Genomic DNA, 12,729 nt, shown 5'->3' with positions numbered 1-12,729 from the left:
AAAAATGCAAGCTAAAACTTTAGTAGAAAGCTCAACAATGACATCTCTGGCAAAGCCTCAAGTGCCTGGTCAGGTCAAGCACTACCTCCAGTTTTCCGACTTGAGTCGTGAGGAGTATGAATTCTTGCTCAAAAGAACGGCATGGCTCAAGTCAAAATTCAAAAGTTACGAGACTTGGCATCCTTTGCACGATCGTACATTGGCAATGATTTTTGAGAAGCACTCCACTCGTACACGTCTTTCTTTTGAGGCGGGCATACATCAACTTGGTGGCCATGCTGTATACCTAAATACCCGAGATACACAGTTGGGCCGTGGCGAGCCTGTAGAGGATGCTGCGCAGGTGATTTCTCGGATGACTGACATCATCATGATTCGCACCTTCGGACAGGACATTATCGAGCGATTTGCAGCGAATTCTCGTGTGCCAGTCATTAATGGCTTAACCAATGAGTTTCATCCTTGTCAGGTATTAGCCGATATCTTCACTTATGTGGAGGCACGCGGCCCTATTCAAGGAAAAACCGTTGCCTGGGTTGGTGATGCCAACAACATGGCTTACACCTGGATACAGGCAGCAGAATGTTTGGATTTCCAATTTCGTTTTTCAGCACCCGCAGGATATCAACTTGATACCAGTCGCTTGACAAAGGAAGCTGCAAAGCATTTAACGGTTTGTGCTGATCCCAAGGACGCTTGCAAAGATGCAGATTTGGTAACCACCGATGTATGGACCAGCATGGGCTATGAAGCTGAAAATACTTCACGCATGAAGGCTTTTCAGGATTGGATGGTAGACGAGGAGTTAATGGCTGCTGCAAAACCAGATGCCTTATTTATGCATTGCCTGCCAGCGCATCGTGGAGAAGAGGTGTCTGCCGAAGTCATAGACGGGCCTCAAAGCATTGTGTGGGAAGAGGCGGAAAATCGTCTGCACGTCCAGAAGGCATTGATGGAGTATTTGCTCTGCGGGCGTTTGGAATAAAAAGTTATTTAAGTGTTCATTGAGTTTTGTAATTCGTTTTGATTATTTTTTGATTGAATAGAAAACATGTCTGATATTAAAAAAGCAGTACTAGCTTATTCCGGTGGTCTAGACACTAGCGTGATCTTGAAATGGCTTCAAGATACTTACGGGTGTGAGATTGTGACTTTTACCGCTGACTTGGGTCAGGGTGAAGAGTTGGAGCCAGCGCGTGCTAAGGCTTTGCAGTTTGGTATCAAACCAGAAAATATTTTTATCGATGATTTGCGTGAAGAGTTTGTTCGCGACTTTGTATTTCCGATGTTCCGTGCGAACACAATTTATGAAGGCGAATATTTACTAGGCACTTCGATTGCCCGCCCCTTAATTGCCAAGCGTCAAATTGAAATTGCTCGTCTGACAGGTGCAGATGCAGTTTCACACGGCGCTACTGGTAAAGGTAACGATCAGGTTCGATTTGAGTTGGGTTACTACGCATTAGAGCCAGGAATCAAAGTGATTGCCCCATGGCGTGAATGGGATCTACTCTCTCGTGAAAAACTCATGGCCTATGCTGAAAAGCATGGCATTCCAGTAGAGATGAAGCACAAGCAAGGTGGCTCACCTTATTCAATGGACGCCAACTTGCTGCACATCAGTTATGAAGGTCGTCATTTAGAGAACCCGAATGCTGAGGCCGAAGAGTCAATGTGGCGTTGGACAGTTTCCCCTGAAAAAGCACCCGATGCCGCTGAAATTATTGAAATTGAGTTCCGTGCGGGTGATCCCGTTGCCATCGATGGAAAAGCCTATAAAGCTCATGAGTTGTTGGCGGAACTAAACCGTATTGGTGGCAAGCACGGTATTGGCCGTTTGGATTTGGTAGAAAATCGCTTTGTGGGCATGAAGAGTCGTGGCTGTTATGAAACTCCTGGCGGTACCATTCTTCTGAAAGCGCACCGCGGTATCGAGAGTATTACCCTCGATCGCGAAGTGGCTCACCTCAAGGATGACCTCATGCCACGTTATGCGAGCTTGATCTATAACGGTTTATGGTGGTCTCCCGAGCGCATTGCTTTGCAAACTTTGATTGATCATACGCAGCAGATGGTCAATGGCGTAGTTCGCTTGAAGCTCTATAAGGGCTCAGTGTCAGTCATCTCACGCGATTCAGCGAATACTTTGTTTGATCAAAATATCGCCACCTTTGATGATGATGGCGGTGCATACAACCAAGCGGATGCTGGCGGCTTTATTAAGCTCAATGCGCTGCGTATGCGGATTGCAGAAATTGCCAAGCGCAAGCGTGCCAAGAAATAATCAAACCTAAAATTTAAATTAGAGGAAATTCAGATGCAATTTGATCAAGTTTCAGTAGGCAAAAAGGCCAATGTATATTTTGACGGTAAATGCGTATCGCATACTGTGACTTTGCCTAATGGTATTCGTAAGTCAGTAGGTGTTGTATTGCCAAGCACCTTGCGTTTTGACCTCAGTACCAAAGAAATCATGGAAGTAGTCGATGGCAATGCTTTTGTCAGTATTAATGGCGCTCCAGAACAAGAGTTCAAAGCTGGTCAAAGCTGGGAAGTCGAAAAGGGCGGTTATTTCATCATCCGTGCGGAGCAACCCGTGCATTATGTTTGCCACTTTGAATAAAGTAATCGGAAATAAGTCAGCAGCACTCATAAACAAAACGCAGACCGAGGTCTGCGTTTTTATTGGTAATTCTTTTACCGCTTACCTCTTAGGTAGCCCTGTAATCACTGTACCAGGCACAATGACTCGCTCTGAGAACCATTGCTTGTTCATCTCAAGGGCATAACGCACAGTTGCTTTAGGGCAGTGGCTATTCGTAGTTTCTGCTTGCATCTCTTCAATATTGATAATCTTGCCATCGTCAGCAATAAAGGCAATAGCAAGAGGGATCTTAGTGTTATTCATCCAAAAGCAATGACCAGCCTTTTGTTCAAAGACAAACAGCATGCCCGAGTTGGCTGGCATCGTGGTGCGATTCATGAGGCCTACCTCTCTTGCTTTTGGGTTATCAGCCAGTTCTGCCTGAATACGATAAATACCTGTCTTTAATTCAATCGTGGGTAAACCTACATTCACTTGTGCTGGCACAAGTCCTGAACAAACTAAAAGGATAGATGAGAATATTGATGTGCATGCGTTGCGCAAGTATTTTGTGGATAGAGACATGTTGTGCATTCTAAGCGAGAGAAAATGCAGACGAAAAAAAACCCAGGAACAAGTCCTGGGTTTTCCATAATGATCTAAGGACTATTAAGCCGCTTGGATATTGGTAGCTTGCTTGCCTTTAGGGCCTTGGGTAATGTCAAACGTTACCTTTTGGTTTTCCTTGAGGGTTTTAAACCCAGGCATAGTAATTGCGCTGAAATGCGCGAACAACTCTTCTTCACCATCATCAGGTTTGATAAAGCCAAAACCTTTTGCATCATTGAACCACTTAACAATTCCGGTCGCCATGCGAACTCCATTACATAAACTTAAAACAACCGTGATGAGGGTAAATACTTTTTAATCAGTCTCGCTCCACAACACGCCTAAATAGAACCTCAATAAAGGCCTACCCCTCGATTGTTTGCCCTTTTTGTAGGGGTGTCAAGGAGTTATATGTGCTCATACCCTAGTGATTACCCCTTTTTTTCTCAAAAAATGCCCCAATATGGTTTAAATAGGGGTTTTTGCGGGGTTTTCGCAACAAGATCCTAAAAATAAAGTTTTGTTATCTGTGTTTAGAATGTTTCTCATGAGTACCGCACCTAAAAATCCCACTACTGGTAATCCAGCCAATCCCTACCTCGAGGATACGATTCTGCTCGAAAAGCAAGCAGAAAAAGTTAAAGCACCCTCGATGTTTAAAGTATTGTTATTAAATGATGATTACACCCCAATGGAGTTTGTGGTGATGGTGATTCAAGAGTATTTTAATAAAGATCATGAAACTGCAACTCGCATCATGTTGCAGGTTCATTTAGTTGGCAAAGGCATTTGTGGAGTGTTTACTCGCGATGTCGCTGCTACGAAGGTGCATCAAGTTGTTGAATTATCCCGTGAAGCGGGCCACCCACTACAGTGCACTATGGAGGAAGCATGATTGCCCAGGAACTAGAAGTCAGTTTGCACATGGCGTTCGTTGACGCAAGAGCTTCTCGTCACGAATTCATCACAGTGGAACATTTATTGGCCGCGTTACTTGATAACGCTACAGCCGTTGAAGTCTTGAAGGCTTGCGCTGTGAATATTGCAGAGCTGCGAGCACAGCTCAAGAATTTCATCAATGACAATACGCCGGTGGTGCCTGGCACTGATGAAGTAGATACACAGCCAACTCTAGGCTTTCAGCGTGTCATCCAGCGCGCCATCATGCATGTGCAATCCACGTCCAATGGTAAGAAAGAAGTTACTGGTGCCAATGTACTAGTTGCGATTTTTGGTGAGAAAGATTCTCACGCAGTGTATTTCTTGCAACAGCAGGGGGTAACGCGTTTAGACGTTGTCAACTTTATTAGTCATGGTGTACGAAAAGATCAGGCTGAGCACATCAAACCTACTGATGCAGCACAAGAGACTGAGGAGGTCGCCTCTTCTGGAAAAGAAAGTCCCTTAGATCAATACACTCAAAATCTCAACACTTTGGCGCGTCAGGGCAAGATTGATCCGCTCATTGGGCGTGATAGTGAAGTTGAACGCGTGATTCAGGTCCTATGCCGCCGTCGTAAAAATAACCCACTCTTGGTGGGTGAGGCTGGCGTTGGTAAGACGGCCATTGCCGAAGGTTTGGCATGGCGCATTGTGAAAGGTGATGTTCCAGACATTTTGGCTAACGCTACTGTGTACTCATTGGATATGGGCGCCCTCTTGGCAGGTACTAAATATCGTGGCGACTTTGAACAGCGCTTAAAGAGCGTTCTCAAGTCATTAAAAGATCATGCGCACGGTGTTTTGTTCATTGATGAAATTCATACCTTAATTGGTGCTGGCGCTGCATCTGGTGGAACCCTAGATGCAAGTAATTTATTAAAGCCTGCGTTATCGAATGGTCAATTGAAATGTATTGGGGCAACTACTTTCACTGAGTACCGCGGTATTTTTGAAAAAGATGCTGCATTGTCGCGTCGTTTCCAGAAGGTCGATGTAGTTGAGCCAACAGTCGATCAGACGGTACAAATCTTGCGTGGCCTTAAATCACGCTTTGAAGAACACCATAGCGTGAAATACGCTGCTGCTGCTTTAGTTGCCGCTGCAGAACTTTCTTCACGCTACATCAATGATCGTCATTTGCCAGATAAGGCGATTGATGTGATTGATGAAGCAGGTGCTGCACAACGTATCTTGCCTAAGTCTAAGCAAAAGAAAACCATTGGCCGTCCTGAGATCGAAGAGATTGTTGCCAAAATTGCTCGCATACCGCCCCAGTCAGTCACCGTGGATGATCGTAGTAAGTTGCAAACATTGGATCGCGACATTAAGAGTGTGGTGTTTGGCCAGGATCCTGCGATTGAGGCCTTGGCTAGCGCGATTAAGATGACCCGCGCTGGTCTGGGTAAGATCGACCGTCCCATTGGCTCTTTCTTATTCTCAGGACCTACGGGTGTTGGTAAGACTGAGGTTGCTAAGCAGATGGCCTACATTTTAGGAATTGAGCTGCTGCGCTTTGATATGTCCGAATATATGGAGCGGCATGCTGTCAGTCGTTTGATTGGCGCCCCTCCAGGCTATGTGGGCTTTGATCAGGGTGGTTTGCTTACTGAGGCGGTTAGTAAGAAGCCCCATTGTGTTCTCTTGCTTGATGAGATTGAAAAAGCCCATCCGGATATTTTCAACATCCTCTTGCAGGTGATGGATCACGGTACTTTGACCGATAACAATGGTCGTAAGACTGACTTCCGTAATGTGATCATCATCATGACTACCAATGCTGGCGCAGAGGCAATGCAAAAATCTACCATCGGATTTACTAATGCACGTGAATCTGGTGATGAGATGGCTGACATTAAAAAATTCTTTACGCCTGAGTTCCGTAACCGTTTAGATGCGATTGTTTCCTTCAAGGCACTTGATGAGACCATCATCATGCGCGTAGTGGATAAATTCTTAATGCAGCTAGAAGAGCAACTGCATGAGAAGAAAGTCGATGCTGCTTTCAGTCCAGCTTTGAGAGCGCATCTGGCTAAGCACGGATTTGATCCGCTCATGGGTGCTCGCCCAATGCAGCGGATTATTCAAGATACGGTTCGTAAAGCGCTTGCTGATGAGCTTTTATTTGGCAAATTGGCTCAAGGCGGTCATGTTTCGGTCGATATTGATGAGGAAGGTAAGGTGAAATTAGAATTTGATGCACCTGCTGTTTCACGTAAGGCCCCTAAGACTGATATTGCTTCAGCCGAAGAAATTTAAATCTTTTAATAACGAATTAAAAAGGAAAAAATGTCCCATCACGATAAATTACTAGATGCTTTTGAAACCTACAAGGCTGAAAATGAAAAGTTTCAAGGTAAAGGTATAAAGGCTTCTGCTGCACGTGCTCGTAAGGCACTGCAAGAAATTGCTGGTTCTTGTAAAGAGCGTCGCAAAGAAATCACTGCAGAAAAAGAATCTCGCGAAGGTCCTGGCGCTGGCATGTCACAAGATGCTGCTCGTAAAGCGCATATTCGTAAATAAGTAATACTTGCTTATTAGAAAAGCCACCCTAGGGTGGCTTTTCTAATATTGAGTATCTATATCAATTTCTTAGCTTCTGCCCGTGCTTCCAAATCCACCAGCGCCACGACTACTTTCAGTAAACTCTTCCACTATCTTGAGTTCAACTTGTTGTACAGGCATGACGACCAATTGAGCTAAGCGCTCCATAGGCTCCAGTTTAAAGGGGGTTGAACCTCGGTTCCAGGTGCTCACCATGAGCTGTCCCTGGTAATCTGAATCAATGAGACCAACCAGATTGCCCAAGACGATGCCATGTTTATGGCCAAGACCTGAACGCGGCAGAATAAAAGCGGCATAACGTGGATCTTCTACATAAATAGCCAATCCCGTAGGGATAAGCACTGTTTGACCTGGGGCAATTTCAATTGTTTCATCAATGCAGGCTCTCAAATCGAGTCCTGCACTGCCAGGTGTGCCATAAGAAGGCAACTGATCACGCATACGTTCATCGAGAATTTTGACTTGGAGTATTTGCATGAAATTTCCTAAAGCGGGGATTTAAATTTTCTTGGCGACCAGCTGAATAAGTTGCCGTGCTAATTGGAGTTTTTCGGCTTTAGCAATTTTTTTACTTCCTTGAGCATCGATCACCATGAGTTCATTGAGGTCGCTACCAAAGGTGGCTGGGCCGAGATTGCCAACGATCATTGGAATGCCTTTACGCTTCCGTTTCTCCTCTGCATGCGCCTCTAGATTGGTAGACTCTGCTGCAAAGCCAACGCAATAAGGATAAGACTTACCATTCTTGGTTTTAACCGTCTTTGCGATATCTAAAAGAATATCGGGATTGGCAACAAACTCTAATGCAGGCGGATTTTGTCCCTGACGTTTAATCTTTTCTTTCGCAGGCTTGGCAATACCCCAGTCTGCTACGGCGGCGACAGCAAAGAAGATGTCCTTATCAGTTGAATTCAGAGCGGCCGCATGCATTTCTTTCGCACTGATCACATTGGTGCGGGTAATTTTCCCAGCCGCTACCAGCGGGGTCTCTAGGTCGCAGGGACCTACAATGAGATGCACCTCTGCACCTGCCTCTAATGCCGCACGAGCAATCGCAAAGCCCATCTTGCCAGAGCTATGATTTGTGATTCCGCGAACGGGATCAATTGCTTCAAAGGTAGGGCCGGCAGTAATTAATACTTTTTTGCCCAGTAAAGTTTTTTTCTGAAAGAAGGCGACTACTTGCTCTGTAATTTCTGCAGGCTCGAGCATTCTGCCCATGCCTACTTCACCACATGCCTGAAATCCACTAGCTGGACCCAATAAGCTAACGCCATCCTCTAGCAATCTTTGCGCACTGCGTTGAGTGGCAGCGTGGTCCCACATTTGCTTATTCATTGCTGGAGCTAGTAATAGCGGGCAATCTCTTGCAAGACAGAGGGTGCTGAGTAAATCATCTGCTAATCCTAGAGAAAGTTTAGCCATGAGATCGGCACTAGTGGGAGCAATCAGAATGGCATCTGCGGCTCTCGACAATTCAATATGAGCCATATTGTTCGAGATACTGCTATCCCATTGACTTGTATAGACCGGATTTCCTGTAAGAGCTTGCATCGTCACTGCCGTCACAAATTGTCCTGCTGCTTCAGTCATCACCACTTGTACTGTGGCACCTTCTTGTATTAATTGACGAGCAAGTTCAGGCGTCTTATAGGCAGCGATGCCACCAGAGATACCGAGAACAATTTTTTTATTTAAAAGTGATTGCATGGCGCCAGCTTAATGGGATTGGGCAGATTTGCCAAACGACTTACGAAATTCACCCCAAATAATGAGGGCGGCACCGATACAAATAGCGCTGTCAGCAATATTAAATGCAGGCCAATGCCAGTTTGCGTAATGCACATCAATAAAATCGACTACTGCCCCGAACATCATCCTATCTAAAACGTTACCGAGTGCCCCACCGAGGATCAGGCTTAAGGCTATGCATAGCATTTTTTCACCTTGGCTTTTGTAGAGCAAGTAAACAATATAAATTGCAGCCCCAAGACCAAGGATAGTAAAGAACCAACGTTGCCAGCCAGAGCCCTGTGCCAAAAATGAGAAAGCAGCGCCTGGATTAAACAGCAGTAACCAATTTAAAAATGGGAGTACTGGCTCAGGGACGCCCATCTGTAAGTTGCTTAATGCAGACCATTTACTCAATTGATCTAGCAATAGAACCAATGTGGCAAGTGCAAGATATCGTAGCAATGTTAGTTTCATTTACTTCGCTTACGCAAATAGACGGTGATCACCATCACCAAAGAGGTTGCTGATGCAGCGACCACAAAGATCAGAATGCTCTGGATTGCTACCTACATCGGCAGTGTGATGCCAGCAACGTCCACATTTCTGATATTGACTACCGCGCACCAAGACTTCTAGTCCATTGTTATTTAATTCAATATCAGCACTTGAGGTAATGGTGACAAAGCGTAAATCATTCTCGAGAGAATGCAGAATAGCAAAGTCGATATCGCCTACCTTGATAGTGAGCTCAGCCTGCAAGGATGAGCCAACATGACCAGCTTCACGCTCGATTTCGATGGCCTTGGTTACTTCAGAGCGTATTTCCCGAATACGATTCCACTTGGCAAGTAGTTCATTAGCATTGGCCACATCAGGGAAGCTTCCAAACTCTTCCATGAAGATAGATTCTTTTACTTTTTCATTTGAGCCATGGGGGAATGACTGCCATGCTTCCTCTGCGGTAAAGGAGAGAAATGGAGATAGCCATTTCAATAGATTGCGGGTGATATGAAATAGTGCATTTTGCGCAGCACGACGATCCGCTGAGTCTGGGGCGCTCGTGTAGAGACGATCTTTTAGAATATCTAAATAGAATCCACCCAAATCTTCAGAGCAAAAGCTTAGCATCCGAGCAACTGCTGGCTGGAACTCATAAGCCTGATAGTGCGCCTCAATATCACTTTGCAATTGGTTGGCTAACGCAACTGCATAGCGATCAATTTCTAGCCACTGATCTGCTGGCATAGAGTGTTTGCTTGGATCAAAGTCAGAGAGATTAGCCAATAAGAATCGTAAGGTATTGCGAATACGGCGGTAACTTTCCGTAACGCGCTTCAGAATTTCATCGGAGATGGTCATCTCGCCGGAGTAGTCAGTAGAGGCTACCCATAAGCGAATGATTTCAGCACCCAGTTTATCGGCCACTTGTTGTGGTGCAATCACGTTGCCAACGGACTTACTCATCTTGCGACCTTGACCATCGACGGTAAAGCCGTGCGTCAACAGCGCCTTGTAAGGAGGCTTGCCATCAAGCATTGCGCCGGTAAGCAAAGATGAATGGAACCAGCCACGGTGCTGATCTGATCCCTCAAGATATAAATCGGCTAGACGACCGTTTGGAGTCTGCGCTTCAGTGGTGAGTAACTCATCGCGATGTGAGCCACGAATGACATGCCAATGCGTTGTTCCAGAATCAAACCAAACGTCTAGAGTGTCACGATTCTTTTCATATAGAGCAGTTTCATCACCCAATAGCTCTGCAACTTCTAATTTCTGCCAGGCTTCAATACCACCTTTTTCTATGCGCTGAGCAACTTCTTCGAGAAGTTCTACGGTGCGTGGATGAGGCTCACCACTTTCTTTGTGAACCAAGAAAGCCATGGGCACGCCCCATTGACGTTGGCGTGACAAGGTCCAGTCTGGTCGATTGGCAATCATGCTGTGCAAACGCTGTTGACCCCATGCTGGGAAGAACTGAGTATTTTCAATGCCTGCTAATGCTGTTTCACGCAAGCTAGGATTGCCATCGGATGGCTTCTTGTCCATGCTGGCAAACCATTGTGAGGTAGCGCGATAGATGATCGGCGACTTATGGCGCCAGCAATGCATATAGGAGTGGGTATAGGTTTTATCGCGTAACAGGCTGCCTGCTTCACGCATTGCTTCAACGATCTTAGGATTGGCTTTCCAGATATATTCGTTAGCGAAGAGAGGTAACCAAGATGCATAGACTCCGTTACCCATGACAGGGTTCAAGATATCTTTGTCATCTAGGTGATTAGCTTTGCAGGATTTAAAGTCTTCTTCGCCATAGGCAGGCGCTGAGTGAACAATGCCGGTACCAGTATCTAAGGTGACGTATTGGGCAGGATAAATTGGAGAGAGACGTTTGTATCCTTCATGCAATGACGCAAGCGGATGCCAGAAAGAAATATTTGCTAGATCATTACCTTGGCATGTACCAATCACCTTACCTTCCAGACCGTAGTCTTGCAGACAGATCTCCACCCGGTCTTGCGCCAGAATCAATAATTTGTCACCCACATCAACTAAGGCATAGGTCAGTTCAGGATGAACGTTCATAGCTTGGTTGGCTGGGATAGTCCAAGGTGTTGTGGTCCAAATCACAATCTGACCTGGTTTATTTGGAAGCTCTGATAAACCAAATGCCTTTGCAAGTTGTGGGCGCTGCGCATCATCAAATGCAAAGCCTACGTCTACTGTTGGATCAGTCTTGTCTTGGTATTCCACTTCTGCTTCTGCTAAGGCAGAGCCACAATCAAAACACCAGTTGACGGGTTTTAAGCCTCGGAAGACGTAACCCTTTTCCCAAATCTTGCCGAGCGCGCGAATTTCATCAGCTTCGTTGCGATAGCTCATGGTGAGGTAGGGATTATTCCAATCACCGAGTACACCCAAGCGCTCAAAATCCTTCTTCTGTTTTTCAACCTGCAGCAATGCATAAGCACGTGCTTTCGCTTGGACTTCCGCGGTAGGTAAGTTTTTGCCAAACTCTTTTTCAATCTGAATTTCAATTGGCATGCCATGGCAATCCCAACCAGGGACATATACCGAATCAAAGCCCAATAACCAACGGGACTTCACAATCATGTCTTTCAGAATCTTATTGACCGCATGTCCAATATGAATGTCGCCGTTCGCATAAGGAGGGCCATCATGCAAGATAAACTTGGGTTGATTGGCGTGTGAAGCACGAATCTTTTCGTAGAGCTTATTCTTTTGCCACTGGGCAACCCATTGAGGCTCACGCTTAGCAAGATCCCCTCGCATCGGAAACGATGTATCTAGCAGGTTGACGGGATAGGTGTTTTCTTTTTCAGACATATGCTTTTTTCAGGAAATAATTTCTGGCATGCACTGCATCGGCTGCAATGGCTTTTGTGAGGGTGTCGAGGTCCGAATACTTTGCCTCGTCACGAATTTTTTCTAAGAGCTCTACAGTAATAATTTTTCCGTAGACATCTTGGCTGTAATCAAAGATGTGGGTTTCGAGCAATACGCGACCTTCGTCTTCAACGGTTGGTCTCACACCTAAGCTAGCAACAGCTTTGAGAGGTTTATCGCCCAGACCCAATACCTGCGCAGTAAAGATACCAGTCGTTGCTGGCTTGCGATGATGCAAGTGATTGGCTACTGCTAGGTTCAAAGTAGGGAAACCCAATTGACGACCCAATTGTTGTCCATGAATGACGTGACCAGATATTCCATAAGGACGACCCAATAATTTTTCTGCTTGTTGCATATCGCCATTGGCTAGTGCAGTTCTCAAAGCAGAACTAGAAATACGCTCACCATCTTCCAAAATAGTTTGAATACTAGAAACTGTAAAGCCATACTTTTCGCCAGCAGTCATGAGGCTAGCAAAATTACCGGCGCGTTTGGCGCCGTAGCAAAAATCATCACCAATTAAAATCCATTTTGCATTCAGTCGCTTCACAATAATTTCAGAAACAAACTCTTCAGGGGAGAGGCGAGCAAACGCAGAGTTGAAATGTTCCACAACCACTCGATCAATGCCGATGTTGGCAAGCGCTGCTAATTTATCTCTTAAATTTAGGATTCGGGGCGGGGCTTGTTCAGGAGAAAAGAATTCCTTGGGGTGCGGCTCGAAAGTCATGACGCAGCTCACCAAATCTCTTTCTTTGGCACCTTCCACCAATTGCTTGAGCAGGGCGCGATGACCCCTGTGCACGCCATCGAAATTGCCGATGGTTAGGGCACAAGCTGGTCCTGCAGAAAACTGGGTGGGGCCTCGGAATACGTTCACAAAATCGCTT

13 protein-coding genes are annotated in these 12,729 nt (G+C 45.6%); 6 read left to right on the top strand and 7 right to left on the bottom strand.

Features of this window, described 5'->3' with window-relative positions; translation table 11 throughout:
• Positions 1-37 precede the first annotated feature (37 nt).
• From argF to ICN38_RS10840, 3 genes are all read left to right on the top strand, one after another.
• Positions 38-985, top strand: a complete 948-nt coding sequence (argF, locus tag ICN38_RS10850) for an ornithine carbamoyltransferase (RefSeq protein WP_216257197.1) — start codon at positions 38-40, stop codon at positions 983-985.
• Between the two features lie 66 nt (positions 986-1,051).
• On the top strand, positions 1,052-2,284 hold the full coding sequence (locus ICN38_RS10845; RefSeq protein ID WP_216257112.1) for an argininosuccinate synthase: 1,233 nt from the start codon (positions 1,052-1,054) through the stop codon (positions 2,282-2,284).
• A gap of 33 nt (positions 2,285-2,317) precedes the next feature.
• Positions 2,318-2,623 carry a pyrimidine/purine nucleoside phosphorylase gene (locus ICN38_RS10840; RefSeq protein ID WP_216257111.1) on the top strand — a complete coding sequence of 102 codons (306 nt, stop codon included), beginning with the start codon at positions 2,318-2,320 and terminating at the stop codon, positions 2,621-2,623.
• A gap of 81 nt (positions 2,624-2,704) precedes the next feature.
• On the opposite strand, the gene ICN38_RS10835 is transcribed toward ICN38_RS10840, so the two are convergent.
• A complete protein-coding gene (locus ICN38_RS10835) occupies positions 2,705-3,169 on the bottom strand; it encodes a DUF192 domain-containing protein (protein WP_216257110.1) in 465 nt (154 codons plus the stop codon).
• An 84-nt stretch (positions 3,170-3,253) separates the two neighbouring features.
• Positions 3,254-3,457: a cold-shock protein gene (locus ICN38_RS10830; protein WP_011903586.1), complete on the bottom strand. Its 204-nt coding sequence runs from the start codon at positions 3,455-3,457 to the stop codon at positions 3,254-3,256.
• 274 nt (positions 3,458-3,731) lie between these two features.
• Here ICN38_RS10830 and clpS point away from each other — a divergent pair, with 274 nt between their 5' ends.
• The 3 genes from clpS to ICN38_RS10815 are packed head-to-tail and all read left to right on the top strand — an operon-like array spanning position 3,732 to position 6,655.
• Positions 3,732-4,088 carry an ATP-dependent Clp protease adapter ClpS gene (gene clpS, locus ICN38_RS10825; protein ID WP_255562828.1) on the top strand — a complete coding sequence of 119 codons (357 nt, stop codon included), beginning with the start codon at positions 3,732-3,734 and terminating at the stop codon, positions 4,086-4,088.
• Entirely contained in the window at positions 4,085-6,391 is a 2,307-nt protein-coding gene (clpA, locus tag ICN38_RS10820; RefSeq protein WP_216257109.1) for an ATP-dependent Clp protease ATP-binding subunit ClpA, read from the top strand. Before clpS ends, clpA begins: the two co-directional genes overlap by 4 nt.
• 30 nt (positions 6,392-6,421) lie before the next feature.
• On the top strand, positions 6,422-6,655 hold the full coding sequence (locus tag ICN38_RS10815; protein ID WP_216257108.1) for a hypothetical protein: 234 nt from the start codon (positions 6,422-6,424) through the stop codon (positions 6,653-6,655).
• A gap of 69 nt (positions 6,656-6,724) precedes the next feature.
• Here ICN38_RS10815 and dut read toward each other — a convergent pair whose 3' ends face one another.
• The 5 genes from dut to ICN38_RS10790 are packed head-to-tail and all read right to left on the bottom strand — an operon-like array spanning position 6,725 to position 12,719.
• Positions 6,725-7,174, bottom strand: a complete 450-nt coding sequence (dut, locus tag ICN38_RS10810) for a dUTP diphosphatase (protein WP_216257107.1) — start codon at positions 7,172-7,174, stop codon at positions 6,725-6,727.
• A gap of 21 nt (positions 7,175-7,195) precedes the next feature.
• Complete coding sequence (gene coaBC, locus ICN38_RS10805) at positions 7,196-8,407, bottom strand: bifunctional phosphopantothenoylcysteine decarboxylase/phosphopantothenate--cysteine ligase CoaBC (RefSeq protein WP_216257106.1); 1,212 nt, start codon at positions 8,405-8,407, stop codon at positions 7,196-7,198.
• 9 nt (positions 8,408-8,416) lie between these two features.
• Entirely contained in the window at positions 8,417-8,905 is a 489-nt protein-coding gene (gene lspA / locus ICN38_RS10800) for a signal peptidase II (protein WP_216257105.1), read from the bottom strand.
• A 9-nt stretch (positions 8,906-8,914) separates the two neighbouring features.
• Positions 8,915-11,776: an isoleucine--tRNA ligase gene (ileS, locus tag ICN38_RS10795; protein WP_216257104.1), complete on the bottom strand. Its 2,862-nt coding sequence runs from the start codon at positions 11,774-11,776 to the stop codon at positions 8,915-8,917.
• Positions 11,769-12,719, bottom strand: coding sequence for a bifunctional riboflavin kinase/FAD synthetase (locus tag ICN38_RS10790; RefSeq protein ID WP_216257103.1), 951 nt, complete (start codon positions 12,717-12,719; stop codon positions 11,769-11,771). The genes ileS and ICN38_RS10790 overlap by 8 nt, the downstream gene beginning before the upstream one ends.
• Between the last annotated feature and the right edge of the window lie 10 nt (positions 12,720-12,729).

The sequence above is a fragment of the Polynucleobacter sp. AP-Melu-500A-A1 genome, from assembly GCF_018882125.1.
Lineage (GTDB): Bacteria > Pseudomonadota > Gammaproteobacteria > Burkholderiales > Burkholderiaceae > Polynucleobacter.
The sequence above is the reverse complement of the archived record's forward strand: the minus strand, read 5'-3'. Positions and strand labels throughout refer to the sequence as shown.